General features: G+C 70.0%; 24 protein-coding genes. 17 read left to right on the top strand and 7 right to left on the bottom strand.

What is annotated here, in order from left to right; translation table 11 throughout:
• Genes AC5Y5B_RS23380 through AC5Y5B_RS23365 form a run of 4 tightly spaced genes read left to right on the top strand, consistent with a single transcriptional unit; the run spans nt 1 to nt 5,718 of the window.
• Complete coding sequence (locus AC5Y5B_RS23380; protein ID WP_500006957.1) at nt 1-1,389, top strand: ABC transporter substrate-binding protein; 1,389 nt, start codon at nt 1-3, stop codon at nt 1,387-1,389.
• Nucleotides 1,386-2,258: an ABC transporter permease gene (locus tag AC5Y5B_RS23375; protein ID WP_500006955.1), complete on the top strand. Its 873-nt coding sequence runs from the start codon at nt 1,386-1,388 to the stop codon at nt 2,256-2,258. The genes AC5Y5B_RS23380 and AC5Y5B_RS23375 overlap by 4 nt, the downstream gene beginning before the upstream one ends.
• Nucleotides 2,255-3,007, top strand: a complete 753-nt coding sequence (locus AC5Y5B_RS23370) for an ABC transporter ATP-binding protein (protein ID WP_500006954.1) — start codon at nt 2,255-2,257, stop codon at nt 3,005-3,007. The genes AC5Y5B_RS23375 and AC5Y5B_RS23370 overlap by 4 nt, the downstream gene beginning before the upstream one ends.
• A complete protein-coding gene (locus AC5Y5B_RS23365) occupies nt 3,004-5,718 on the top strand; it encodes a fumarate reductase/succinate dehydrogenase flavoprotein subunit (RefSeq protein ID WP_500006953.1) in 2,715 nt (904 codons plus the stop codon). Before AC5Y5B_RS23370 ends, AC5Y5B_RS23365 begins: the two co-directional genes overlap by 4 nt.
• On the opposite strand, the gene AC5Y5B_RS23360 is transcribed toward AC5Y5B_RS23365, so the two are convergent.
• Genes AC5Y5B_RS23360 through AC5Y5B_RS23350 form a run of 3 tightly spaced genes read right to left on the bottom strand, consistent with a single transcriptional unit; the run spans nt 5,719 to nt 7,938 of the window.
• Nucleotides 5,719-6,258 (bottom strand): GNAT family N-acetyltransferase, encoded by a 540-nt coding sequence (locus AC5Y5B_RS23360; RefSeq protein ID WP_500006952.1) that lies wholly within the window; start codon nt 6,256-6,258, stop codon nt 5,719-5,721.
• A 1-nt stretch (nt 6,259) separates the two neighbouring features.
• Nucleotides 6,260-7,474, bottom strand: a complete 1,215-nt coding sequence (locus tag AC5Y5B_RS23355) for a serine hydrolase domain-containing protein (protein WP_500006950.1) — start codon at nt 7,472-7,474, stop codon at nt 6,260-6,262.
• 32 nt (nt 7,475-7,506) lie between these two features.
• Entirely contained in the window at nt 7,507-7,938 is a 432-nt protein-coding gene (locus AC5Y5B_RS23350) for a hypothetical protein (RefSeq protein ID WP_500006948.1), read from the bottom strand.
• Between the two features lie 118 nt (nt 7,939-8,056).
• On the opposite strand from AC5Y5B_RS23350, the gene AC5Y5B_RS23345 reads away from it, so the two are divergent.
• The 8 genes from AC5Y5B_RS23345 (at nt 8,057) to pyrF (ending at nt 17,871) form a co-directional block, all read left to right on the top strand.
• Nucleotides 8,057-8,677 carry a MerR family transcriptional regulator gene (locus AC5Y5B_RS23345; protein ID WP_240631879.1) on the top strand — a complete coding sequence of 207 codons (621 nt, stop codon included), beginning with the start codon at nt 8,057-8,059 and terminating at the stop codon, nt 8,675-8,677.
• Between the two features lie 545 nt (nt 8,678-9,222).
• Nucleotides 9,223-9,807: a bifunctional pyr operon transcriptional regulator/uracil phosphoribosyltransferase PyrR gene (pyrR, locus tag AC5Y5B_RS23340; protein WP_112635380.1), complete on the top strand. Its 585-nt coding sequence runs from the start codon at nt 9,223-9,225 to the stop codon at nt 9,805-9,807.
• Nucleotides 9,804-10,772: an aspartate carbamoyltransferase catalytic subunit gene (locus AC5Y5B_RS23335; protein WP_112635381.1), complete on the top strand. Its 969-nt coding sequence runs from the start codon at nt 9,804-9,806 to the stop codon at nt 10,770-10,772. The genes pyrR and AC5Y5B_RS23335 overlap by 4 nt, the downstream gene beginning before the upstream one ends.
• Nucleotides 10,769-12,073: a dihydroorotase gene (locus tag AC5Y5B_RS23330; protein ID WP_112635383.1), complete on the top strand. Its 1,305-nt coding sequence runs from the start codon at nt 10,769-10,771 to the stop codon at nt 12,071-12,073. The genes AC5Y5B_RS23335 and AC5Y5B_RS23330 overlap by 4 nt, the downstream gene beginning before the upstream one ends.
• Nucleotides 12,070-12,570, top strand: coding sequence for a PH-like domain-containing protein (locus AC5Y5B_RS23325; protein ID WP_112635385.1), 501 nt, complete (start codon nt 12,070-12,072; stop codon nt 12,568-12,570). The genes AC5Y5B_RS23330 and AC5Y5B_RS23325 overlap by 4 nt, the downstream gene beginning before the upstream one ends.
• Entirely contained in the window at nt 12,567-13,700 is a 1,134-nt protein-coding gene (carA, locus tag AC5Y5B_RS23320; protein WP_112635387.1) for a glutamine-hydrolyzing carbamoyl-phosphate synthase small subunit, read from the top strand. The genes AC5Y5B_RS23325 and carA overlap by 4 nt, the downstream gene beginning before the upstream one ends.
• A complete protein-coding gene (carB, locus tag AC5Y5B_RS23315; protein WP_112635389.1) occupies nt 13,700-17,050 on the top strand; it encodes a carbamoyl-phosphate synthase large subunit in 3,351 nt (1,116 codons plus the stop codon). Before carA ends, carB begins: the two co-directional genes overlap by 1 nt.
• On the top strand, nt 17,047-17,871 hold the full coding sequence (pyrF, locus tag AC5Y5B_RS23310) for an orotidine-5'-phosphate decarboxylase (RefSeq protein ID WP_289176426.1): 825 nt from the start codon (nt 17,047-17,049) through the stop codon (nt 17,869-17,871). Before carB ends, pyrF begins: the two co-directional genes overlap by 4 nt.
• Nucleotides 17,872-17,884: 13 nt before the next feature.
• On the opposite strand, the gene AC5Y5B_RS23305 is transcribed toward pyrF, so the two are convergent.
• Nucleotides 17,885-18,307, bottom strand: coding sequence for a TOBE domain-containing protein (locus tag AC5Y5B_RS23305; protein WP_289176425.1), 423 nt, complete (start codon nt 18,305-18,307; stop codon nt 17,885-17,887).
• Nucleotides 18,308-19,205: 898 nt separating this feature from the next.
• Here AC5Y5B_RS23305 and mihF point away from each other — a divergent pair.
• The 5 genes from mihF to metK all read left to right on the top strand — a co-directional run bounded on the left by mihF (nt 19,206) and on the right by metK (nt 23,260).
• The gene (gene mihF / locus AC5Y5B_RS23300) at nt 19,206-19,520 is read left to right on the top strand and encodes an integration host factor, actinobacterial type (RefSeq protein ID WP_007171927.1); all 315 of its coding nucleotides are present in this window, start codon (nt 19,206-19,208) and stop codon (nt 19,518-19,520) included.
• Nucleotides 19,521-19,608: 88 nt separating this feature from the next.
• Nucleotides 19,609-20,280, top strand: a complete 672-nt coding sequence (gene gmk, locus AC5Y5B_RS23295) for a guanylate kinase (protein ID WP_112635547.1) — start codon at nt 19,609-19,611, stop codon at nt 20,278-20,280.
• 67 nt (nt 20,281-20,347) lie between these two features.
• Complete coding sequence (rpoZ, locus tag AC5Y5B_RS23290; protein WP_067142516.1) at nt 20,348-20,674, top strand: DNA-directed RNA polymerase subunit omega; 327 nt, start codon at nt 20,348-20,350, stop codon at nt 20,672-20,674.
• Between the two features lie 21 nt (nt 20,675-20,695).
• A complete protein-coding gene (gene coaBC, locus AC5Y5B_RS23285) occupies nt 20,696-21,952 on the top strand; it encodes a bifunctional phosphopantothenoylcysteine decarboxylase/phosphopantothenate--cysteine ligase CoaBC (RefSeq protein ID WP_112635545.1) in 1,257 nt (418 codons plus the stop codon).
• Nucleotides 21,953-22,048: 96 nt separating this feature from the next.
• Nucleotides 22,049-23,260, top strand: coding sequence for a methionine adenosyltransferase (gene metK, locus AC5Y5B_RS23280; protein ID WP_500006933.1), 1,212 nt, complete (start codon nt 22,049-22,051; stop codon nt 23,258-23,260).
• Here the strand turns inward: metK and AC5Y5B_RS23275 are convergent.
• The 3 genes from AC5Y5B_RS23275 to AC5Y5B_RS23265 form a co-directional block, all read right to left on the bottom strand.
• Nucleotides 23,244-23,816 carry a pyridoxamine 5'-phosphate oxidase family protein gene (locus AC5Y5B_RS23275; RefSeq protein ID WP_500006930.1) on the bottom strand — a complete coding sequence of 191 codons (573 nt, stop codon included), beginning with the start codon at nt 23,814-23,816 and terminating at the stop codon, nt 23,244-23,246. The genes metK and AC5Y5B_RS23275 overlap by 17 nt on opposite strands.
• A gap of 16 nt (nt 23,817-23,832) precedes the next feature.
• Nucleotides 23,833-25,329 carry a flavin-containing monooxygenase gene (locus tag AC5Y5B_RS23270; RefSeq protein ID WP_500006927.1) on the bottom strand — a complete coding sequence of 499 codons (1,497 nt, stop codon included), beginning with the start codon at nt 25,327-25,329 and terminating at the stop codon, nt 23,833-23,835.
• A gap of 10 nt (nt 25,330-25,339) precedes the next feature.
• Nucleotides 25,340-26,298 (bottom strand): alpha/beta hydrolase (locus tag AC5Y5B_RS23265; RefSeq protein WP_500006925.1); only part of this gene is annotated, 959 nt, incomplete at its 5' end.

Genomic DNA, 26,298 nt, shown 5'->3' with positions numbered 1-26,298 from the left:
ATGAAACGACGCGCCATTGCGCTGGCGTCGGTGATGATCGCGATCGCCGCGCTCGCCTCCGGTTGCTCACTGGAATCCCTGTCGCAGTCCGCCGGTGTAGTCAACGTGGTGGTGGGCTACCAGTCCAAGACCATCAACACCGTCACCGCGGGGACGCTGCTGCGCGCGCAGGGCTACCTGGAGCGTCGCCTGGCCGACATCACCACCCGCACCGGCACGAAATACGCGGTGCGCTGGCAGGATTACGACACCGGCGCGCCGATCACCGCGCAGATGCTCGCGGAGAAGATCGACATCGGCTCGATGGGTGACTATCCGATGCTGATCAACGGCTCCAAGACGCAGGCCAACCCGCTGGCGAAAACCGAGATCGTCTCGATCACCGGCTACAACCCCAAGGGCGCCCTCAACATGGTGGTGGTGGCGCCCGGCTCGTTAGCGACCACGCTGAGCGACCTGGCCGGCGCCAAGGTCTCGGCCAGCGTGGGCTCGGCCGGTCACGGCACGTTGATGCGGGCGCTCGACCGGGCCGGGATCACGGGCGTGGAAGTGCTCAACCAGCAGCCGCAGGTGGGCGCCTCCGCTTTGGAATCCGGTCAGGTGCAAGGCCTTTCCCAGTTCGTCGCCTGGCCGGGCTTGCTGGTGTTCCAGGGTAAGGCCAAACTGCTGTACGACGGCGCCGAACTGAACCTGCCCACCCTGCACGGGGTGGTGGTGCGGCGCTCGTATGCGGCGTCTCATCCGGAGGTGCTCGGCGCCTTCCTGCAGGCGCAACTGGACGCTACCGATTTCCTCAACGCCAAGCCGCTGGAGGCCGCCCGCATCGTCGCCCGGGAAAGTGGCCTGCCGCAGGAAGTGGTGTACCTCTACAACGGACCCGGCGGTACCTCGTTCGACACCACACTCAAACCGGCACTGGTCGAGGCGCTGAAAAACGATGTGCCCTACCTGAAGTCGATCGGCGACTTCGCCGACCTCGACGTGTCCGGCTTCGTCCAGGACGGGCCGTTGCGCACCGTGTTCGGCGCACGCGGCCTGAACTACGACGCGGCCCGGGCCGCGACCGCCAACCCGTCCGCGCTGCGCGGGGATCCCGCGCTGGCCAGCGAGCTCTGGCTGGACGGCGCCGATTCCACCCAAACGGTCGCCAACCCGACCAGCCTGCTGCGGGCCGTGCGGGACGCGGCCGCCCGCGGCGCGAAAGTCCGCGCCGCCTATGTTCCCGACGCGGAGCTGGGCACCCGGTGGTTCGCCGACAAGGCGGTCTGGGTGCGCGACGGCCAGAGCTACCTGCCGTTCGGAACGCCGGCCGGCGCGCACCGCTACCTCGCCGCGCACCCGGGCGGCACCCTCGTCAATTACGAACAGGCCCTTGGAGGTTCGGTATGACCGCGTATCTGACCGGCGACCCGGCAGCCCCGGTGTCCGCGCACGTCGCCGACACGGGCGGTGCGGCGGTGACCCCCCGCCGCGCCGGCTCGCCCTGGCAGTGGCGGCTGCTGCGGCTCGCGTCGGTGGCCGCCGCGATCGGGCTGTGGCAGGCGCTCACCGCCGATAAGGTGCGGCTGCTGCTGCGCTTCGACACGCTGCCCACCGTCACCGAGATCGTGCACGCGCTGGGACGCCGGCTGGGGACCTCCGAGTACTGGCTTGACCTGGCGCAGTCGCTGATCCGCATCCTCACCGGATTCGGCCTGGCCGCCGTGGTCGGGGTCGCGACGGGCGTGCTGCTGGGCCGATCCCGGTTGCTCGCCAACACCTTTGGCCCGCTGACCGAGTTGGTCAGACCCGTTCCGGCCATCGCGATGGTGCCGGTGGCGATCCTGCTGTTCCCGACCGACGAGGCCGGCATCGTGTTCATCACCTTCCTCGCGGCGTACTTCCCGATCCTGGTCAGCACGCGGCACGCCGTGCGCGCGCTGCCCACGCTGTGGGAGGACTCGGTGCGCACGCTGGGCGGCGGCCGGTGGGACGTGCTGAAACAGGTGGTGTTGCCGGGCATCCTGCCGGGGGTGTTCGGCGGCCTGTCCGTCGGCATGGGCGTGGCGTGGATCTGCGTGATCTCCGCCGAGATGATCTCGGGCCGACTCGGGATCGGCTATCGCACCTGGCAGGACTACACGGTGCTGGCCTACCCCCAGGTGTTCGTCGGCATCATCACCATCGGCGTGCTGGGCTTCGCGACGGCAGCGGCCGTCGAGCTCGTCGGCCGCCGGGTGACCGGGTGGCTGCCGCGCGCGGAGGAGGAGCAGCGATGACGTTCACACAGGCCGGGGTGAGTCTGGAACTCGATCGAGTTCGCTTGTCCTACACCGGGGAACCCGTGATCGACGGGCTGAGCCTGACGGTGCGGCCCGGGGAGATCCTGGTGCTCACCGGGCCCTCGGGCTGCGGGAAGTCGACGGTGCTGCGGGCGTTGGCGGGGCTGCTGCGGCCCGACGAGGGCCGGATCGTCGCCGACGGCGACGAGGTGACGACCACCTCGGGCGACCGCGGCATGGTGTTCCAGGACAACGCCCTGCTGCCGTGGCGCACCGTGCGCTCGAACATCGAGTTGGCGCTGCGGCTGCGCGGGGTCTCGCGCGCCGGCCGGCGCGCCGAGGCGGACCGCTGGATCGCCGAACTGGGGCTGACCGGCTTCGGTGACTATCTGCCCAAGAGCCTGTCCGGCGGCATGCGCCAGCGCGTCCAGCTGGCCCGCGGGCTGGCCGGGGCGCCGCGCGCGGTGATGATGGACGAGCCGTTCGGCGCGCTGGACACCCAGACCCGTACGGCCATGCAGCGCTTGCTGATCGACACCTGGCGGGCCCATCCGACGACGATCGTCTTCGTCACCCACGACGTCGACGAGGCGCTGCTGCTGGGCGATCGCATCGCCGTGCTGGGCAAGGCCGGCCAGTCGCTGCGCACCCTGGTCGACGTGCCGGAGCCGCGCGTCGATCGGCAGCGCGCCGCGGTGCGCGCCGAAGTCATTGCGGCGCTGAATCACTCGGCGGTGGCGGCATGATGCAGATTCCCGACCCGGCGGCCCCGACCCGCCTCGACTGTGGCGTGCTGGTCATCGGCGGCGGCACCGCGGGCACCATGGCGGCGCTGTCGGCCGCCGAGAACGGCGCGCAGGTGCTGCTGCTGGAGAAGGCCCACGTGCGCCACTCCGGCGCGCTGGCGATGGGCATGGACGGCGTGAACAACGCGGTGATCCCCGGCAAGGCCGAACCCGAGGACTACGTCGCCGAGATCACCCGGGCCAACGACGGAATCGTCAACCAGCGCACGGTGTATCAGACCGCCACCCGGGGATTCGCGATGGTGCAGCGGCTGGAGCGCTACGGGGTGAAGTTCGAGAAAAACGAGCACGGCGAATACGCCGTGCGCCGGGTGCACCGCTCGGGCTCCTACGTGCTGCCGATGCCCGAGGGCAAGGACGTCAAGAAGGCGCTGTATCGCGTGCTGCGGCAGCGGTCGATGCGCGAGAAGATCCAGATCGAGAACCGGCTGATGCCGGTGCGGGTGCTGGTCGACGGCGGGCGGGCCGTCGGCGCGGCCGCGCTGAACACGCGCACGGGCGAATTCGTCACGGTCGGCGCCAAGGCGGTCATCCTGGCCACCGGCGCGTGCGGCCGGCTCGGCCTGCCCGCCTCGGGCTACCTGTACGGCACCTACGAGAACCCGACCAACGCCGGTGACGGCTACTCGATGGCCTACCACGCGGGCGCGGAGCTGTCCGGCATCGAGTGCTTCCAGGTCAACCCGCTGATCAAGGATTACAACGGCCCGGCGTGTGCGTACGTGGCGAATCCCTTTGGTGGCTATCAGGTGAACGCGCACGGCGAGCGGTTCGTCGACTCCGATTACTGGTCGGGGCAGATGATGGCCGAGGTGAAAAGCGAGATCGACTCCGCGCGCGGTCCCATCTACCTGAAGGTGTCGCACCTGCCCGACGAGACGCTGACCGCGCTGGAAAACATCCTGCACACCACCGAGCGGCCCACCCGGGGCACCTTCCACGCCAACCGCGGCCACGACTACCGCACCCACGACATCGAGATGCACATCTCCGAGATCGGCTTGTGTAGCGGGCATTCCGCCTCCGGGGTGTGGGTCGACGAGCACGCCCGCACCACGGTGCCGGGACTCTACGCCGCCGGCGACATGGCCTGCGTCCCGCACAACTACATGATCGGGGCGTTCGTCTTCGGCGATCTGGCCGGCACGCACGCCGCCTCGACCCTGGCCGAAGTGGCTGCACCGCAGCAACTTCCGGACGACCAGGTGCGTGAGGCGCACGAGCTGATCTACCGGCCGCTGCGCCATCCCGACGGCCCGCCGCAGCCGCAGGTCGAATACAAGCTGCGCCGCTTCGTCAACGACTACGTGGCGCCCCCCAAGACCGGGGCCAAGCTGTCGCTGGCCATCCGCACCTTCGAGCGGATGAGCGCCGAGATCGCCGAGATGGGCGCCCGCAATCCGCACGAGCTGATGCGGGCGGTGGAGGTGTCGTTCATCCGGGACTGCGCCGAGATGGCCGCCCGCTCGTCGCACACCCGCACCGAATCGCGCTGGGGCCTGTATCACGATCGCGCCGACCTGCCGGGCCGTGACGACAACCAGTGGGGCTATCACCTGAACCTGCGCAAGGATGACGGCGGTGAGATGGTGTTCCTCAAGCGGCCGGTGGCGCCGTACTTCGTGCCGGTCCCGGAGCTGGACGGCCTGCCGCCCACCGACCAGAGGGTGTACCCGGTCGAGCAGCCGCCGCTGGTCGGCGGTCAGGCGCCGGCCACCGCCGTGTCCCGAGTCAACTCGGCCACAACGGCATTCGAGCCGCCCTCGCCGCGCATCGCCGAGGTGCTGGCGCTCGAGGAGCCCACGATGGCGGACCTGAAGCCCTACCTTGCCGACGCCGATCCCGGGGTGCGCCGCACCGCGGTGTCGACGCTGACCGAGCACATCCCCGACGGGTATGCGCCTGCGCTGGTGGCCGCCCTGAACGACGACGACGCGACCGTCCGGCGCACCGGCGCCGACGGGATCCGCGAGCTGGTCGAGGTCCTGCCCGAGCCGGAAAGCGTGCGGCAGCACCTGGAGTCGGCCGATCGGGTGGTCCGCGCCGCGTCGGTGTACGTGCTGGCCGCCCGCCGGTCCGGCGACGCCGCGCACTACCGTCGCGCCCTCGAGGACGTCGACCACCGGGTGCGCATCGAGGCGGTGCGCGCGCTGGTGTCCGTCGACGACGTGGCGGGGGTCGTCGCCGCCGCGGACGACGAGAACCGCGAGGTCCGCATCGCCGCGGCGGCCGGGCTGGCGACGCTGCGCGGGGCGGCGGACCCAGCTGGCCGCGCGGTGCGCCGGCTCGTCGCCGACTCCGACCCGTTGGTTCGCGCCGCCGCGCTGGCCGCGATGGGCCAATTGGGTTGCGCCGAGCAGGATTACGCCGCCATCAAGCAGGCGCTGCGGGCGCCGGCCTGGCAGGTGCGCGAAGGCGCGGCGCGCGCGCTGGCCGGCGCGCCGGTGGATTTCGCGATTCCGGAACTGTCCGAGGCGCTCGGTGACGCCCACCTGGACGTGCGCAAGGCGGCCGTGCTCAGCCTGACCCGGTGGGCCGGTGAGCCGACCGCCCGGGACGCGCTGGGCATCGCGCTCAAGGACGGCGACGCCGACGTGCGGGCCTACGGGCGGCGGGCGCTCGAAGTCGACGGCGCGGGGCCGCGCCGCTAGTCAGCGAAGAATCTTGGCGTAGAGCAGGCTGTCCTGGGGCTCGGGCCCCATGGTCGGGTAGACGGCGTGGCGGGCCAGCCGCCCCTCCAAGAAGAAGCCGGCGTGCTCGAGCAGTCGCGCCGAGCGCGTGTTGTCCACGCTGCAGGTGGCCCACACCCGATACACCTCGCGGTCGGCGTCGAGGGAGGCCAGCAGCATGCCGAGCACCTCCGACATCAGCCCCTTGCCCCACCAGCGCTGGCCCAGGCAGTAGCCGACCTCGACCGAGTGCGGCGCGGTGCGCCGGCAGCTGGCCAGCCCGATCACCTCCCCGCGGTGCCGCGACTCGATGACCCAGGTTTTCTCGTCCGCGCTGGCGTTGAGCTTTTCGGTGATCACGCGCCGCGTGGCGGCCACGTCGGGGTGCGGCGCCCACAGCAGATACTTGGTGACCTGCGGATCGCGGGCGACCCGCTGGAACAGCGCCCCGGCGTCGTCGAGCGTGGGCGGGCGCAGCGACAGCCGCGGCCCGCTGATGCGGTCGGGTGGGTACTCGGGCATGTCAGAGGCCGAGCGCCTGATAGGTCCGCCGGACGAATTTCGGTTGCGCCGATTGCAATTTCGCCAGCGATGTGTTGCCGGCGACCGCCGCCGCCACGTCCGCGGACATGTCGGGCAGGTTCTGCACCAGGTACAGCAGCACCAGATCCGCCGTCGGGTCGGCCTGCCACCACGTCCCGTACGCGCCCGGCCAGCTGAACGTTCCCAGCCCGCCCGGCCCGAACAGCGGCGCGCTCCTGGCGGGATCGGTCACCACCGACAGGTTCAGGCCGAAGCCGCGGCCCACCCAATACGGCGCCCCGAGGAAGTCGTGGCGCTTCTGTGCGTCGGTAAGCCGGTCGGTACGCATCAGCCGGGCCGAGGCGGGGGAGAGCACCCGCACGCCGTCGATGGACCCGTCGCCGAGCAACATGCGCACGAACCGCAGGTAGTCGTCGGCGGTCGACCACAACCCACCGCCGGCGTTGCAGAAGGAGGGCGGGGTGATGTGCGGCGGCCCCATCGCGTCGTGGTGCAGCTGGCCCTGCCCGTCGAGCCGGTACATGGTCGCCGCGCGGCGGCGTCCCTCGGGGGACACGAAGAATCCGGTGTCGGGCATGCCGACCGGGCCGAGGACGCGTTCGTCGAGCACCTGGTTGAACGGTTTGCCCTCGATGCGCGAGGCGATGACGCCCAGCAGGTCGATGGAGTGGCTGTAGGTGAGCCGGTCGCCGGGCTGGTGCACCAGCGGCAGCTTGGCCAGTTCGGCGAGCCACGCGTCCGGGCCGTGGTTGAACGGCAGCCGCACGTAGGCCTTGGCGATCGGCCCGGTCACCGAGAAGCCGTAGGCCAGCCCGCTGGTGTGGGTGAGCAGATCCTCGATCAAGATGGCCCGGTTCGCCGGGTGGGTGCGGTCCAGCGGGCCCGCCGGATCGTCGAGCACCCGCAGGCCGGCCAGCTCCGGCGCCCAGCGCACGACCGGGTCCTTGAGCGTCAGCTTGCCCTCGTCGACCAGGCTCATCACGGCCGCGACCGTGACCGGCTTGGTCATCGACGCGATCCGGAACAGCGTGTCGCGCCGCATCGGCAGGCCGGCATCCACGTCGCGGTAGCCGATCTCGTTGACCTGCAGGACATCTCCGCGCTGCCAGACCATGGTGAGCGCACCGGCGAGCAGGCCGGCGTCGCACACTTCGCGGATGGAGGCGGCATTGCCGTCGAGGGACGAGCGATTCACCTGGTCAGGGTAGCGGGCCGGTCGGGCGGCCCTCAGATTCGGTCGATGCCCGCGATCAGGGTGGCCACCCCGGAGGTGAGGACGCCCGCAACCAGCAGCGTCGCCCCGAGCCACACGCTCGCGATCATCCGGTTCGGGCGCGCCGGGTCGCGACCGAGCACCGACAGGAAGAATCCCGCGGGCATCATGATGGCGGCCAGCAGCACGGCGATCGCCCCGCCGTTTGCCCAAGCGGGGCTCGCGCCCGCGGCGTTGCCCACCACCGTGAGCACCAAGCCCAGCAGCACGAGCACGCCGGCGTGCGCATGGCCCGCTCGGAAAAACGATTTCTGCAGTCCGTTGGCTTCGTGGTTGCCGGTGACGACCCGCAGCAAGAAGACGCCGCCGGACGCGATGGTGACGACCGAGACGATGGTCGCCCCCAGCGTGATGCTCATGATTGGAGTGATCAGCGAGGTGCTCATAAAAGCTCCCTGTACACATCGAGGACGATTAGATACTTCTACTATCCAATAGTGGGTAGTAAAAGTATCTAATGTCAAGGTGTTCGGGCACGACTATTGAAGGAGCGCTCCCGTGCTGATGTCGGAGCTGGCGAGTCGCACCCAGGTGTCGGTGTCGACGATCAAGTTCTACCTACGCGAGGGCGTACTGATGCCGGGCCGCGCCGTCAGCTCGACCCGCGCCCACTACGACGAGCCGCACGTCCGACGCATCGCGCTGATCAGGGCTCTGTCCGCGCTCGGCCTGTCGATCTCCCAGATCAGGTCCGTCGTCGACCTCATCGACCACCCGGGGCGATCGCTGTTCGCGACGCTGGGCGCGGCGACGGCGGCGCTGTCACGCCCCGCTGCACCCCCGGGTGACGGTGACTGCGCACGGGCCCGGGCCGCGCTGGCAACGCTTGGCTTCGAGGTGCCCGGCGATCTTCCCGCGGTGGCGCAGCTCGACCGTGCCCTCGCCGATGCCGAGGACGCGGGCGTGCCGATGACCGAGGATCGGTTGCGCGCGTACGCCCCGCACATCAGCGCCATCGCCGAGTACGACATCGAGCAGATGCCGCTGGAACCCCCAACGGCGGCAATCGAATACGCCGTCCTCGGGACGATCTTCTACGAGCCGATCCTCGCGGCGCTGCGCCGCATCGCGCATGCCGGGCTGACCGCACAACGCCTGGCCGAGGATGGCTCGGCCGCCGGCTAACGGCGGGAATTGCGCTGCCTCCGCAATGGGATCGCGGCACAAAGCCTCTGTACATTCGGCGCGAAGAAATTAGAATCGGGTGCTATGGCCAATCGATGGGCCAGCAAATTAGCCGCGGCGTGCGGTGGCGTCGCCGTGTTCGCCCTCGCTGGTGTCAACGGCGCCAATGTGCCGCACACCGACATGGCGGACCCGGTGACGACCGTGGAACCGACGCCCACATCGCCGGACGACGTTTGCTGCGACACACCCCAGCCTCAGGCAAGCAACTGGGACTGCAAAATCGGGCTGAACTGTGGGCCCATCAACCCACGCCGCCCGCTGCCTCCGCCGCCGCCTCCTCCGCCTCCGCAGTAGGCCGCGCCGGAGGGCCGTTCTGTGCCCCGCGCCCGGGACTGGTGGGGCCCGTGTGACTAGCGCGGTGAGCGGCGCAGGCGCGGCGGGCGCCTCGCGGCGGCACCGGCAAAATTAGGTGCTACGCTGCCCTGCAGTCGACATCCTTTAACGATCCGTCCGGCGAGGCGGAGAAGGAGGTCAAGTTTCGTATGGGTGCTGCGGGCGACACCGGCTTTCCCGGTTTCAAAGCCAGCGATTCCCGGGAGTTGATGTCGGCGGCCGACGTGGGCCGCACCATTTCCCGCATTGCACATCAGATCATCGAAAAGACCGCGCTGGACGGTCCCGACGCGCCGCGGGTGGTGCTGCTGGGCATCCCGACCCGCGGTGTGATTCTGGCCCAGCGGCTCGCCACCAACATCGGCGAATACAGCGGTGTCGAGGTCGGCCACGGCGCCCTGGACATCACCCTCTACCGCGACGACCTGATGCAGAAACCGCCGCGGCCGCTGGAGGCCACCTCGATCCCGGCCGGCGGCATCGACGACGCGTTGGTGATCCTGGTCGACGACGTCCTGTACTCCGGCCGCTCGGTACGGTGCGCGCTGGACGCGCTGCGCGACGTGGGCCGGCCGCGGGTGGTGCAGCTGGCGGTGCTGGTGGACCGCGGCCACCGCGAGCTGCCGCTGCGCGCCGACTACGTGGGCAAGAACGTCCCGACCTCGCGCGGCGAGAGCGTGCACGTGCTGCTGAGGGAGAACGACGGTGACGACGGGGTGGTGATCTCACGATGACGCGCCATCTGCTGGCCGCCGGGGACCTGAGCCGGGACGACGCCACCGCCATCCTCGACGACGCCGACCGGTTCGCCGAGGCGCTGGTGGGCCGCGAGATCAAGAAGCTGCCGACCCTGCGCGGCCGCACCATCGTCACGATGTTCTACGAGAACTCGACCCGCACCCGGGTGTCCTTCGAGGTGGCCGGCAAGTGGATGAGCGCCGACGTGATCAACGTCAGCGCGTCCGGATCGTCGGTGGGCAAGGGGGAGTCGCTGCGCGACACGGCGTTCACGCTGCGCGCCGCCGGCGCCGACGCGCTGATCATCCGGCACCCCGCGTCCGGCGCCGCGCACCTGCTCGCCGAGTGGACCGGCGCGAAGGACATGGCCTCTCAGGGCGGACCGTCGGTGATCAACGCCGGCGACGGCACCCACGAGCACCCGACCCAGGCGCTGCTGGACGCGCTCACCCTTCGCCAGCGGCTCGGCGGCATCGAAGGCCGCCGCGTCGTGATCGTGGGTGACATCCTGCACAGCCGGGTCGCCCGCTCCAACGTCATGCTGCTGGCGACCCTGGGCGCCGAGGTGGTCCTGGTGGCGCCGCCGACGCTGTTGCCGGTCGGCGTCGAGGGCTGGCCGGTCACGGTGTCGAACGACTTCGACGCCGAGCTGCCCGCCGCCGACGCGGTGCTGATGCTGCGGGTGCAGGCCGAGCGGATGAACGGCGGGTTCTTCCCGTCGGTGCGCGAATACTCCTCGCTCTACGGGCTTTCCGATCGCCGCCAGGCGCTGCTGCCCGGCCACGCCGTGGTGCTGCACCCCGGGCCGATGCTGCGCGGCATGGAGATCGCCTCGTCGGTGGCCGACTCGTCGCAATCGGCCGTGCTGCAACAGGTTTCCAACGGCGTGCACGTGCGGATGGCGGTGCTGTTCCATGTGCTGGTCGGCACCGAACTAGCCGGAGAAGAGGGTGCGGCGTGAGCGTGCTGCTGCGCGGGGTGCTGTTGTACGGCGAAGGCGATCGGACGGACGTGCTGATCGACGACGGTCAGATCGCCGAGATCGGGCCCGGGTTGGCCACGGCCGGACGCGTCGAGGAGGACCTGGACGTCATCGATGCGACCGACCAGGTGCTGTTGCCCGGCCTGGTGGACCTGCACACCCACCTGCGCGAACCGGGGCGTGAATACGCCGAGGACATCGAAACAGGCTCGGCCGCAGCCGCTTTGGGCGGCTACACCGCGGTGTTCGCGATGGCCAACACCAACCCGGTCGCCGACAGCCCGGTGGTCACCGACCACGTGTGGCACCGGGGCCAGCAGGTCGGCCTGGTCGACGTGCACCCGGTGGGCGCCGTCACCGTCGGGCTGGCCGGCAAGGAGCTCACCGAGATGGGCATGATGGCGGCCGGGGCCGCGCAGGTGCGGATGTTCTCCGACGACGGCATCTGCGTGCACGACCCGCTGGTGATGCGCCGCGCCCTGGAATACGCCACCGGGCTGGGCGTGCTCGTCGCCCAGCACGCCGAGGAGCCGCGGCTGACCGTCGGCGCCGTCGCCCACGAAGGACCGACCGCGGCCCGGCTGGGCCTGGCGGGGTGGCCCAGGGCCGCCGAGGAATCGATCGTGGCCCGCGACGCGCTGCTGGCCCGTGACGCCGGCGCCCGGGTGCACATCTGCCACGCCTCCACCGCGGGCACCGTCGAGATCGTGAAATGGGCCAAGGAGCAAGGGATCTCGATCACCGCCGAGGTCACGCCGCACCACTTGATGCTCGACGACAGCAGGCTGACCAGTTACGACGGGCAGAACCGCGTCAACCCGCCACTGCGCGAGGCCGCCGACGCGGTGGCGTTGCGCCAAGCCCTGGCCGACGGCGTCATCGACTGTGTGGCGACCGATCACGCGCCGCACGCCGAACACGAAAAGTGCGTGGAGTTCTCCGCGGCACGGCCGGGCATGCTGGGGCTGCAGACGGCGCTGTCGATCGTGGTGCAGACGATGGTCACCCCCGGCTTGTTGACCTGGCGGGACGTCGCCCGGGTGATGAGCGAAAATCCGGCACGAATCGCGCGCCTGCCCGACCACGGCCGGCCGCTCGAGGTGGGGGAGCCCGCCAACCTTACGGTGGTGGATCCCGCGGGCTCGTGGACCGTCGCCGGGTCCAACCTGGCCAGTCGCTCGGCCAACACGCCCTACGAGGCGATGACCCTGCCCGCCACCGTGACCGCCACGCTGCTGCGCGGCAAGGTCACCGCCCGAGACGGGAAGTCCCCGGCATGAATTCGGGCACCCTGGTGGGGTCGCTGATCTTCGCGGCCGTGGTGGTGGTGGTGCTCACGGTGGTGATCCAGCTGATGATGCGGACGTGGCATCGTCGCTCACAGCAACAGGCGGAGCTGATCGGGGCGTTGCCCGAGATTCCGGACAACGTGGGGGCGGCGACCATCACCACCCGGGGACATTATTGCGGTTCCATGATGGCGCCGGGCTGGCACGAGCGGATCGCGGCCGGCGATCTGGGATACCGGAGCAAGGCGGTGCTCACCCGTTATGCCGGCGGCATCATGGTGGATCGCATACGGGCGCAACCGATTTGGATTCCGCAAGACTCGATCACCGAGATCCGGATGGAGCGCCGAATGACGGGCCGGATCGGGATTCTGGCGATCCGCTGGCGGCTGCCGTCGGGCGTCGAGATCGACACCGGGTTCCGGGCGAACAGCCGCGGCGATTACGACGAGTGGCTCGAATCGGCGCATCAGGAGGGAGCTGCGTGAGCAAGGCGCAATTGGTACTCGAGGACGGCCGCGTCTTCACCGGCACACCGTTCGGCAAGGTCGGCCAAACACTGGGCGAGGCGGTGTTTTCCACCGGCATGTCCGGCTACCAGGAGACGCTGACCGATCCCAGTTACCACCGGCAGATCGTGGTGGCCACCGCGCCGCAGATCGGCAACACCGGCTGGAACGGCGAGGACGCCGAGAGTCGCGGCGACAAGATCTGGGTCGCCGGCTACGCGGTGCGCGACCCCTCGCCGCGCCCGTCCAGCTGGCGGGCCACCGGAACCCTGGAGGACGAACTGGTCCGCCAGCAGATCGTCGGCATCGCCGGCATCGACACCCGCGCGGTGGTGCGGCACCTGCGCACCCGCGGTTCGATGAAGGCCGGGGTGTTCTCCGGTGACGCGCTCGCCGATGTCGACGAATTGGTGCAGCGGGTGCGCGGCCAGCAGTCGATGCTGGGCGCCGACCTGGCCGGCGAGGTCAGCACGCCCGACACCTACATCGTGGAACCCGAAGGGTCACCGCGGTTTACGGTCGCCGCGCTGGACCTGGGCATCAAAACCAACACGCCGCGCAACTTCGCCCGCCGCGGCGTCCGCACCCACGTGCTGGCGTCCTCGGCGACCTACGAACAGATCGCCGACATCAGGCCCGACGGGGTGTTCTTGTCCAACGGCCCCGGTGACCCCGCCACCGCGGATCACATCGTCGAGGTCACCCGCGAGGTGCTGGGCGCCGGAATCCCGTTGTTCGGCATCTGCTTCGGCAACCAGATCCTGGGCCGGGCGTTGGGGCTGTCCACCTACAAGCTGGTGTTCGGTCACCGCGGCATCAACATCCCGGTGATCGACCACGCCACCGGGCGGGTGGCGGTCACCGCGCAAAACCACGGCTTCGCGCTCGAAGGCGAGGCAGGCCAGTCCTTCGACACGCCGTTCGGCCAGGCGATCGTCAGCCACACCTGCGCCAACGACGGAGTGGTCGAGGGCGTCAAACTCGCTGACGGGCAGGCCTTCTCGGTCCAGTATCACCCGGAGGCCGCGGCCGGCCCGCACGATGCCGAGTACCTGTTCGACCAATTCATCGACCTGATGGCGGCCCCAAACCGCGGAAGGGGGCGGTAGTGCCGCGCCGTACCGACTTGCGTCACGTGCTGGTGATCGGCTCCGGGCCGATCGTCATCGGTCAGGCCTGCGAGTTCGACTACTCCGGCACGCAGGCCTGCCGGGTGCTGCGGGCCGAGGGCCTGGAAGTCAGCCTGGTGAACTCCAATCCGGCCACCATCATGACCGACCCGGAGTACGCCGACCACACCTACGTCGAGCCGATCACCGCCGCCTTCGTGGAGAAGATCTTTGCCCAGCAGGCGCAGCGCGGCAACAAGATCGACGCGCTGCTGGCCACCCTGGGTGGGCAGACCGCGCTGAACACCGCGGTGGCGCTCTACGAGAACGGGGCGCTGGAGCGCTACGGCGTCGAACTCATCGGCGCCGACTTCGACGCCATCCAGCGCGGCGAGGACCGGCAGATGTTCAAGGACATCGTGGCCAAGGTCGGCGGTGAATCCGCCCGCAGCCGAGTGTGTTTCACCATGGAAGAGGTCCGCGAGACGGTCTCCGAGCTCGGCCTGCCGGTTGTGGTGCGGCCCAGCTTCACCATGGGCGGCCTGGGATCGGGGATGGCGCGATCCGTCGAGGAGGTCGACCGGATGGCCGGCGCCGGGCTGGCCGAAAGCCCGAGCGCCAACGTGCTGATCGAGGAATCGATCTACGGCTGGAAGGAATTCGAGCTCGAGCTGATGCGCGACGGCAACGACAATGTCGTGGTGGTGTGCTCGATCGAGAACTTCGACCCGATGGGCGTGCACACCGGTGACTCGGTCACCGTCGCGCCGGCGATGACGCTGACCGACCGCGAATACCAGCGGATGCGCGACCTGGGCATCGCGATCCTGCGCGAGGTCGGGGTGGACACCGGTGGGTGCAACATCCAGTTCGCGATCAACCCCGTCGACGGCCGCCTGATCGTCATCGAGATGAATCCGCGGGTGTCGCGGTCCAGCGCGCTGGCGTCCAAGGCCACCGGGTTTCCCATCGCAAAGATCGCCGCCAAGCTGGCCATCGGCTACACCCTCGACGAGATCGTCAACGACATCACCAAGGAGACGCCGGCCTGCTTCGAGCCCACCCTGGACTACGTGGTGGTCAAGGCGCCGCGGTTCGCGTTCGAGAAGTTCCCGGGCGCCGACCCCACCCTGACCACCACCATGAAGTCCGTCGGCGAGGCAATGTCGTTGGGCCGCAACTTCGTCGAGGCGCTCGGCAAGGTGATGCGGTCGCTGGAAACCACCCGCGCGGGTTTCTGGACCAAACCCGACCCCGACGGCGACCTCGATGCGGTGCTGACCCGGCTGCGGACGCCGACCGAGGGCCGGCTCTACGACATCGAACTGGCGCTGCGGCTGGGCGCGTCGGTGGAGCAGGTCGCCGACGCCAGCGGTGTGGACCCGTGGTTCGTCGCGCAGATCGGTGAGCTGATCGCGCTGCGCGCGGAATTGATCGCCGCCCCGGTGCTCGACGCCGACCTGCTGCGCCGGGGCAAGCACAGCGGGCTGTCGGACCGCCAGATCGCCGCGCTGCGACCGGAATTGGCCGGCGAGAACGGGGTGCGCTCGCTGCGCGAGCGCCTCGGCGTGCACCCGGTGTACAAGACCGTCGACACCTGCGCGGCCGAATTCGAGGCCAAGACGCCGTATCACTACAGCAGCTACGAGTTGGACCCCGCCGCCGAGACCGAGGTGGCGCCGCAGACCGAGAGGCCCAAGGTGCTGATCCTCGGGTCGGGACCCAACCGCATCGGGCAGGGCATCGAATTCGACTACAGCTGCGTGCACGCGGCAACGACGTTGTCCCAGGCCGGTTTTGAGACCGTGATGGTCAACTGCAACCCGGAGACGGTGTCCACCGACTACGACACCGCCGACCGGCTGTACTTCGAGCCGCTGACCTTCGAGGACGTCCTCGAGGTGTTCCGCGCCGAACAGCAGTCCGCCGGCGACGGCCCGGGTGTCGTCGGGGTGATCGTGCAACTCGGCGGCCAAACCCCGCTCGGGCTCGCGCAGCGCCTCGCCGACGCCGGCGTGCCGATCGTCGGCACCCCGCCGGAGGCCATTGACCTGGCCGAGGACCGCGGCGCCTTCGGTGACGTGCTCACCGCGGCCGGCCTGCCCGCGCCGAAGTACGGCACCGCAACCACTTTCGACCAGGCCCGGCGGATCGCCGAAGACATCGGCTACCCGGTGCTGGTGCGGCCGTCCTACGTGCTGGGCGGCCGGGGCATGGAGATCGTCTACGACGAGGAGACGCTGCGCGGCTACATCACCCGCGCCACCGAGCTCTCACCTGAGCACCCGGTGCTCGTCGACCGCTTCCTCGAGGACGCGGTGGAGATCGACGTCGATGCGCTGTGCGACGGCACCGAGGTGTACATCGGCGGCATCATGGAGCACATCGAGGAGGCCGGCATCCACTCCGGCGACTCGGCCTGCGCCCTGCCGCCGGTGACGCTGGGCCGCAGCGACATCGAGAAGGTGCGCCGCGCCACCGAGGCCATCGCGCACGGCATCGGGGTGGTGGGGCTGCTCAACGTGCAGTATGCGCTCAAGGACGACGTGCTCTACGTCCTGGAGGCCAACCCGCGCGCCAGCCGCACGGTGCCGTTCGTGTCCAAGGCCACCGCGATCCCGCTCGCCAAGGCCTGCGCCCGGGTCATGTTGGGTGCCAAGATTTCCCAGCTTCGGCAGGAGGGGCTGCTGGCGGAGTCCGGCGACGGCGCCCACGCGGCGCAGAACGCCCCGATCGCGGTCAAGGAGGCCGTGCTGCCGTTCCACCGGTTCCGCCGGGCCGACGGCTCGGGCATCGACTCGCTGCTGGGCCCGGAGATGAAATCCACCGGCGAGGTGATGGGCATCGACCGCGACTTCGGCAGCGCGTTCGCCAAGAGCCAGACCGCCGCCTACGGATCGCTACCGGCCCAGGGCACCATCTTCGTGTCGGTGGCCAACCGCGACAAGCGCTCGCTGGTGTTCCCCGTCAAGCGGCTGGCCGACCTGGGCTTCCGCGTGCTGGCCACCGAGGGGACCGCGGAGATGTTGCGCCGCAACGGGATTCCATGCGACGAGGTGCGCAAGCACTTCGAGGACCCGCAGCCGGGCCGCCCGGAGATGTCGGCGGTCGACGCGATCAAGGCCGGCGAGATCGACATGGTGATCAACACGCCCTACGGCAATTCCGGGCCACGCATCGACGGCTACGAAATCCGTTCGGCCGCAGTGTCGGTCAACATCCCGTGCGTCACCACCGTGCAGGGCGCCTCGGCCGCCGTCCAGGGCATCGAAGCGGGCATCCGCGGCGACATCGGCGTGCGCAGCCTGCAAGAGCTGCACAGCCAGATGTCGGACAAGGGCGCGCGGTGACCGGCTTCGGCGTCCGGCTGGCGGCCGCGAAAGCGGAACGCGGCCCGTTGTGCGTGGGCATCGACCCACACCCGGAGCTGCTGCGCGCCTGGGGCCTGCCCACCACCGCCGACGGGCTGGCCGCGTTCTGCGACTTCTGCATCGAGGCGTTTTCCGGACTCGCCGTCGTCAAGCCCCAGGTCGCGTTCTTCGAGGCCTACGGCGCCGCCGGGTTCGCGGTGCTGGAACGCACCATCGCGGCGCTGCGGTCGGCCGGCGTGCTGGTGCTGGCCGACGCCAAACGCGGCGACATCGGCACCACGATGGCGGCCTATGCCGCCGCCTGGGCGGGTGATTCGCCGCTGGCCGCCGACGCCGTGACGGCCACGCCCTACCTGGGGTTCGGCTCGCTGCGGCCGTTGCTGGAAGCCGCCGCCGCGCACGATCGCGGGGTGTTCGTCCTGGCGGCCACCTCCAACCCGGAGGGGGCGACCGTGCAGCGCGCCGCCTTCGACGGCCGCACGGTGGCCCAGCTGGTGGTCGACCAGGCGGCGGTGGTGAATCGGTCCGCCACCGGATCGGGGCCGGGATACGTCGGCGTGGTCGTCGGCGCGACGGTCCTGCAGGCGCCCGATCTCAGCGCCCTGGGCGGCCCGGTGCTGGTGCCCGGGCTCGGCGTCCAGGGCGGGCGACCCGAGGCGCTCGGCGGGCTGGGCGGCGCGGAACCCGGCCAGCTGCTGCCCGCGGTCGCCCGCGAGGTGCTGCGGGCCGGCCCGGGCGTGGCGGAGCTACGCGCGGCGGCCGATCGCATGCTGGACGCGGTCGCCTACCTGGCGGTGTGAGCGGGTTCTGCGGCTAATCCGACGCGACCGCGGTGCTGGGCCGCGCGGTTTCGACGATGACGGTGGTGGCTTTGACGACGGCCACCGCGACGCTGCCGGGACGCAGCTGCAGTTCCTCGGCGGCCTCGGTGCTCATCAGCGACACGACCGTGAAGGGGCCGCACTGCATCTCGACCTGCGTCATCACCTTGTCGCTGACCACCGATGTGACCAGGCCGACGAAGCGGTTGCGGGCCGAGCTGCCGATGCTGAGCGGGTCCGCCGGCGGGGCGGGCGCGTTGGTGCGGGAGAAGCGGGCGAGGTCCTCGCTGGCGATCACCTTGCGGCCGGCGGCGTCCAGGCTGACCGCCAATGTGCCCTGGTTGATCCAGCGCCGCACGGTGTCGTCGCTGACGCCGAGCAGCTCAGCCGCCTGGCGAATTCGCAGGTTGGACACCTCTCGATCGTATCGGATTCCGGCTCGCCGATTAGCTGAAATGCCCCCGGGCGACGCCCGCGCCCGCAGTTACGGAAGCGCAGAGGGCATTGGTCCGTGGGTGCGGAGATAGCCACGTCATCTGTCGGATTCCGCGGCGAACGGCAGCCGAACGCGCCGACACCAGCCGCAGGCGGCGGCCCACCGCGGTAGGTCAACGACGCTGCGGCCCTTGAGGGTTGGTGACAGGTCATCGTGGCGCCGGGCCGGGCGGATCCCGTTGGCATTCCCCGCGGTTCGCTCGCGGCACCGGATCGACGCGCCCTGACCGGACGGGGCCTGTCGCGCCGCGCGGGCCTGCGCCGCCGGCGCCGCCGACATCGATTCCGGCGAGCCGGGGCGCGGCGCGCCGCGTTGCTGGGCGCCCGGCGCGCACCCGCCCGGCGCACCGATGGCGGCCGAGCCGGGCTGCTCGGCGCCCGCCGAGACCGGTGACCGGGCCGAACGGCGGCGTTGGCCTGCCCTTTGACCACCGGCGCGACACGCGCGACACGCCGCAACAAATCCGTGATCCCTCGCACCGGGCGCCGCGGCCGCCCGCCGGCGCGTTTCCGGACGGCCCGGCCACGCCGCCGCGCGCCGCCCCCAGCCGCCAAAACCGCAGCTAGACGGCTCGATCCGGGGCGGAACCGGCCCGAAAAACCCCGCCCCGCCCACCCCGAAGAGGGCCGTCGCCGACGCCCCGGGAAGCGCCGCTTTGGCGTGCCAGGCGCCGGTCCATGCTGGGAGTTTGTCCCCGTAAGCAGGGGGTCGGGTTAGATTTCGTCAGAAGGCCTGAGTACGGTCGTCTGCGCTGGCAGAAGTACCGGCGAGACAAAAAGAGATCGATTGAAATTGATTGATCAGATACGGAGGAATCGTGGCCCTTCCCCAGTTGACCGACGAGCAGCGCGCGGCCGCGTTGGAGAAGGCGGCTGCCGCACGTCGAGCGCGAGCAGAGCTCAAAGACCGCCTGAAGCGGGGCGGCACCAACCTGACCCAGGTGCTCAAGGACGCCGAGACCGACGAAGTCCTGGGCAAGATGAAGGTTTCCGCGCTTCTCGAGGCGTTGCCCAAGGTGGGCAAGGTCAAGGCGCAGGAAATCATGACTGAGTTGGAGATCGCCCCCACCCGCCGCCTGCGCGGCCTCGGCGATCGTCAGCGCAAGGCCCTGCTGGAAAAGTTCGGCTCCTAACCCGGCCGCCGACGATGCAGGCCGAATGGCCTGAGGAGAAGGCGGGCAATCCGACCCGAGCCGCGGGCGCACCCCCCAAGGGGCGCCCGTGAGCCCCGGCGGGGGACCGGACGTCCAGCGCGGCACACGTCCTGAACCATCAGGTGACGGACGTGTGGTCGTGCTGTCCGGTCCCTCCGCGGTGGGCAAGTCGACCGTGGTCCGATGCCTGCGCGAGCGGGTCCCGGACCTGCATTTTTCCGTCTCGGCCACGACGCGGGCGCCGCGGCCCGGCGAGGTCGACGGCGTCGACTATCACTTCGTCACCCCCGCCCGCTTCCAGCAGCTGATCGACGAGGGTGCGCTGCTGGAGTGGGCCGAAATCCACTCGGGGCTGCACCGGTCGGGCACCCTGGCCGAGCCGGTCCGGACCGCCATGGCCCGCGGGTTCCCGGTGCTCATCGAGGTCGACCTGGCCGGAGCCAGAGCCGTCAAGAAGGCGATGCCGGAGGCCCTCGCGGTCTTTCTCGCGCCGCCCAGCTGGGAAGATCTCGAGGCCAGGCTCATCGGCCGCGGCACCGAGACGCCGGAGGTCATGCAGCGGCGACTGGAGACGGCCCGCACCGAAATGGCGGCCCAAAACGACTTCGACCGGGTGGTCGTGAACAGTCAATTGGAGTCAGCGTGCTCCGAATTGGTATCCTTGCTGGTGGGAACTGCGCCGGACCGGCCTGATCCGTCCGGCCAAACCAAAAGCCGGACCACATCCCAGCACGATTGACCACCGAATTTTTCAACACCTCTGCAGCGGTGACGAGCCGCTCCAATCCGCCAGGAGATTGACCTAAGTGAGTATTCCGCAGTCCGACGCGGCGCTGGCCGCCGTCCCCGACCGGTTCGATCCGTCCGCCGGGGGACAAGGCGCCTACGACACCCCGCTGGGCATCACCAACCCGCCCATCGACGAGCTGCTGGACCGCGTCTCGAGCAAGTACGCGCTGGTGATCTACGCCGCCAAGCGGGCCCGCCAGATCAACGACTACTACAACCAGCTCGGCGAGGGCATCCTCGAATACGTGGGTCCGCTGGTCGAGCCGGGGCTGCAGGAAAAGCCGCTGTCGATCGCGATGCGCGAGATCCACGGCGACCTGCTCGAGCACACCGAGGGCGAGTAACAGGGCCGGGCCGGGCGCGCTGTGGACAACCGCGATCGGATCGCGAAGAACGTCATCGTCGGCGTCTCCGGCGGTATCGCCGCCTATAAGGCGTGCACCGTCGTCCGCCAGCTCGCCGAGGCCGGTCATTCGGTCCGCGTCATCCCGACCGAGTCCGCGCTGCGGTTCGTCGGCGCCGCCACGTTCGAGGCGCTCTCCGGCCAGCCGGTGCACACCGGCGTCTTCACCGACGTGCCGGAGGTCCCGCACGTCCAGCTGGGCAAGCAGGCCGACCTGGTCGTGGTGGCGCCCGCCACCGCGGACCTGCTGGCCAGGGCCGTGCACGGCCGGGCCGACGACCTGCTGACCGCCACCCTGCTCACCGCGCGCTGTCCGGTGCTGTTCGCCCCGGCGATGCACACCGAGATGTGGTTGCACCCGGCCACCGTCGACAACGTCGCCACGCTGCGCCGCCGGGGGGCGGTCGTGCTCGAACCGGCCGCCGGGCGGCTCACCGGGACGGACAGCGGGTCGGGCCGGCTGCCCGAAGCCGAGGAGATCACCACCCTGGCGCACCTGCTGCTCGACCGCCACGACGCGCTGCCCTACGACCTGGCCGGCTGCAAGGTGCTGGTCACCGCCGGCGGCACCCGGGAAGCGGTCGACCCGGTCCGCTTCATCGGCAACCGCAGCTCCGGCAAGCAGGGCTACGCGGTGGCGCGGGTGGCCGCCCAGCGCGGCGCCGAGGTCACGCTGATCGCCGGGCACACCGCCGGGCTGATCGACCCCGCCGGGGTCGAGGTGGTGCACGTCAGCTCGGCCCAGCAACTGGGCGAGGCCGTGGCCAAGCACGCGCCCGAGGCGGACGTGCTGGTGATGGCCGCCGCGGTCGCCGACTTCCGGCCCGCCCAGGTTGCGGCCGCCAAGATCAAAAAGGGTGTCGAGGGGCCGCCGACGATCGAGTTGGTCCGCAACGACGACGTGCTGGCCGGTGCCGTGCGGGCGCGCGCCAACGGCGAGCTGCCCCATATGCGCGCCATCGTGGGGTTCGCCGCCGAGACCGGCGACGCCAACGGCGACGTGTTGTTCCACGCCCGGGCGAAGCTGCGCAACAAGGGTTGTGACCTGTTGGTCGTCAACGCCGTCGGCGACGGCCGGGCCTTCGAGGTGGACAACAACGACGGCTGGCTGCTGGCGGCCGACGGGACCGAGTCCGCGCTGCAGCACGGGTCCAAGACATTGATGGCCAGTCGTATCGTGGATGCGATCGCCGCGTTCCTGCACGGGGGCAGCGGGTAGAACGGTCGAGTTCTTCTCGGCACTGGGGCAGGTGCTGGCCGGGCCGACGCCAGCCGATATAATTCGGCTAACTAACTAATTGGAAGGATTGGCATTGTGAGCGAAAAGGGTCGCCTGTTTACCAGTGAGTCGGTGACTGAGGGACATCCCGACAAGATCTGTGACGCGATCAGCGACTCCGTCCTCGACGCCCTGCTGGCCCAGGACCCCCGCTCACGTGTCGCGGTCGAGACGCTGGTCACCACCGGACAGGTGCACGTGGTGGGCGAGGTGACGACGACGGCCAAAGAGGCGTTCGCCGACATCACCAACACGGTTCGCGCGCGGATCCTCGACATCGGCTACGACTCGTCGGACAAGGGCTTCGACGGCGCCTCCTGCGGCGTGAACATCGGCATCGGCGCGCAGTCGCCCGACATCGCCCAGGGCGTCGACACCGCCCACGAGGCGCGCGTCGAGGGCGCCGCGGACCCGCTGGACGCCCAGGGCGCCGGCGACCAGGGCCTGATGTTCGGCTACGCGATCAACGACACCCCCGAGCGGATGCCGCTGCCGATCGCGCTGGCCCACCGGCTGTCGCGCAAACTGACCGAGGTCCGCAAGAACGGCACGCTGCCCTACCTGCGCCCGGACGGCAAGACGCAGGTCACCATCGAGTACGAGGACGACGTCCCGGTGCGGCTGGACACCGTGGTGGTCTCCACCCAGCACGCCGACGGCATCGACCTGGAGAAGACGCTCGATCCCGACATCCGCCAGCACGTGCTCAAGACCGTGCTGGACGAGCTGGCCCACGACACGCTGGACTCGTCGGCGACGCGGGTGCTGGTCAACCCGACCGGCAAGTTCGTCCTCGGCGGCCCGATGGGCGACGCGGGCCTGACCGGCCGCAAGATCATCGTCGACACCTACGGCGGATGGGCCCGTCACGGCGGTGGCGCCTTCTCCGGCAAGGATCCGTCCAAGGTGGACCGGTCGGCGGCTTACGCGATGCGCTGGGTGGCCAAGAACATCGTCGCCGCCGGGCTGGCGGAGCGGGTCGAGGTGCAGGTGGCCTACGCCATCGGCAAGGCCGCCCCGGTCGGGCTGTTCATCGAGACGTTCGGCACCGCGACGGTCGACCCGGTCAAGATCGAAAAGATCGTGCCCGAGGTGTTCGACCTGCGGCCCGGCGCGATCATCCGCGACTTGGACCTGCTGCGGCCGATCTACGCGCAGACCGCCGCCTACGGGCACTTCGGCCGCACCGACGTCGAGCTGCCGTGGGAGCAGCTGAACAAGGTCGACGACCTCAAGCGCGCGATCTAGGCGCCGGGTGGTCGGCCTCGAGCGCCGGCAGCCCGTCGATGCTGCGCCGGTTGCGGTTGATCAGCCGGCCGTACTGGTCATCGGTCACCTTGCGGTGCGCCGCGTCGAGCACGGGCCGCTCGTCGACCAGCTCGAAGTAGGGCACCGCGAATCCGCACGCGTCGGCGATCCGCTCCACATCGACCACGATGATGGTGCGGACCCCGGCGTGATGATCGCCGAAATGCCGTATCAGCTCGGCGAATTCGGCGTCGTCGGGGCGGATAACCCGTCCGGTGCCGAACAGCCGCAGGATGCGCGAGTTGCGGGTGAACGAGCAGAACATGACGGTGATGCGGCCGTTGTCGCGCAGGTGGGCGACCGTCTCCACGCCGCTGCCGAACAGATCCAGGTAGGCCACGGTGTGCTCGTCGAGCACCGCGCAGGTGTCGCGATATCCCTTGGGGGACAGGTTGATTCGTCCGCCTTCGGACGGCGCGGTGGCGACGAAGAACACGGCCTGTTCGCGGATGAAGTCGCGAAGCGGCTCGTCGATGTCAGAAAATTCCTTCGCCACGTGTGCAGCGTAGCGGCTAACCGGTGAATCGGTAGTCGTCCAGATTGAACCGCCGGCTGCGCCAGTACACCTCCGGGGTGGTGCCCGGACGCAGGGGCACGTCGCCGTTCTTGTCGAAGTAGTAGCTGTTGGCCAGCCGGCAGCTGTCCTGCCAGAAGATCTGGCGGGGCCGCCGGCGCATCATCTCGGCGAAGTAGCGGTCGTTGGCTTCCTCGCTGACCTCCACGCGGGTGGCGCCGACGCGCTTGGCCCGCGTGAGGCACCGCACGATGTGATGCGTCTGCGCCTCGATGAGCGCGAAATACGAAGAGCCGACGTAACCGTAGGGACCGAACACCGTGAACAGGTTGGGGAAACCGGGCACGGTGACGCCCTCGTAGGCCTGCAACCGGTGCTCGTCCCAGAACCGGCTCAACGACTTTCCGCCGCTTCCGGTCACCGCGAAGGTGGGCACGTTGTCGGGGTCCATCACCTTGAAGCCGGTCGCCAGGATCAACACGTCGATCTCGTGGTTCTCCCCGTCGGTGGTGGCCACGGCGTCGGGGGTGATCTTGTCGATCGGTTCGGTGACCAGCCGCACGTTGTCGCGGTTGAAGGTGGCGAGGTAGCCGTTGTGGAAACCGGGGCGCTTGCAGCCGACCGCGTATTTCGGGGTGAGCTGTTCCCGCACGGCCGGATCCTGAACCTGTTGCCGCAGATACGATTTCCCCAGCGAGGCCATCCGCTTGGCCAGGGGGAGGACCGTGAAGTAGTGCGCCGAGATGGGGAAGGTGAGCTCGACGTAGGCCTGGCTGAGCAGGCGCTGCAGGAACTTGCCGCCGGGGATTCGCATGGCCCAGCGCGCCGGCGCGGGCAGCGGCACGTCGAACTTCGGGAAACACCAGATCGGGGTGCGCTGAAAGACGGTGAGCGACGAGACGATTGGCGCGATCTCGGGAATCACCTGCACGGCCGAGGCGCCGGTGCCGATCACCGCGACGCGCTTGCCGCGCAGGTCCTGGCCGTGATCCCACCGCGCGGTGTGCATGGTGATGCCGCCGAACGAGTCCACGCCGTCGATGTCGGGCAGGTTGGGCACCGTCAGCACGCCGCAGGCGCTGATCAGGAACCGCGCGGTGATTTCTCCGGCCGGGTCGGTCTGCACCCGCCACAGGCGGCGCTCGTCGTCGAACTCGGCGGTTAGCACCTTGGTGTTGAACCGGATTCGCGACCGGATGCCGTATTTGTCCGCGCAGTGTTCGGCGTAGGCCTTGAGCTCCCGGCCCGGGGCGTAGGTGCGCGACCAGTGCCGGCTCTGCTCGAAGGAGAACTGATAGGAGAACGACGGAATGTCCACGGCGATACCGGGATAGGTGTTCCAGTGCCAGGTGCCGCCGACCCCGTCACCGGCCTCGATCACCAGGTAGTCGGGCAGCCCGGCCCGGTCGAGGTTGATGGCCGCACCGATGCCGGAGAAGCCGGCGCCGATGATCAGCGTGTGATAGTCGGGGGTTTCGTCGTCGTGCGGGGCCATCGTTGCCTGCCTAGGGGTGCAGCGCCTTGTGGAGCGCCGCCAGGCCGCGCTCGGTGGCCTCGGCGGCGGCGGGTATCACCAGGGCGAAACTGACGAATCCGTGTACCAGGGTGGGCTCGTTGGTCAGCTCGACCGGCACGCCCGCGGCGCCCAGCAGCTCGGCGTAACGGGCGCCGTCGTCGCGCAGCGGATCGTGTTCGGCGGTCGCGATGTAGGCGGGCGCCAGCCCGGACAGGTCCGCGGCGTTGGCGGGGGCCATGGTGGTGGGCAGCGCCTTCGGGTCGGTCAGATCGAGGTCGGGCACGTACCAGGACAGGAACGCGTCGATGACGTCCCGGTTCAGAACCGGCGCCTCGGCGTTGTCGGTGTGCGACGGCAGGGACCGGTCGGCGGTGACCGTGGGGTACCACAGCAGCTGGAAACGCAGCGCCGGCCCGCCGTGATCGCGGGCCAACAGCGCGGCCACCGCGGCGAGGTTGCCGCCCGCCGAGTCTCCGGCCACGGCGATGCTCTGCGGGTCGCCGCCGAGCTCGGCGGCGTGCTCGCCGACCCACTGCAGGGCCGCCCAGCAATCGTCCACACCGGCCGGGAACGGATTCTCCGGGGCCAGCCGGTAGCCGACGGACACCACGATGGCCTCGGCGCCGACGGCGTGCGCGCGGGCGACCGGGTCGTGGGTGTCCAGGTCGCCCAGGCAGAACCCGCCGCCGTGGTAGAAGACGACCACCGGCAGCGGGCGCAGCTCGCTGTCGGGCCAGTAGATGCGCACCGGGATGTCGGTGCGCCCGCCGTGGGCGATGGTGCGGTCCTCGATCCGCAGGTCCGGCAGCATCGTCGGCGGCACCTTGAGCAGCTTGAGCCGCTTGCGGGCGACCTCGACGCCGTCGGCCTCGCGGAATGTCATCGGGTAGGCGTCGAGCAACGCCTTGAAGGTCGCATCGATGCCGGGGCGGGCGATGGACGGCTCGC

The sequence above is a fragment of the Mycobacterium sp. NGS33 genome (assembly GCF_059812885.1).
Note: the sequence above shows the minus strand (reverse complement) of the source record. Positions and strands in the feature narration are given on the sequence as shown.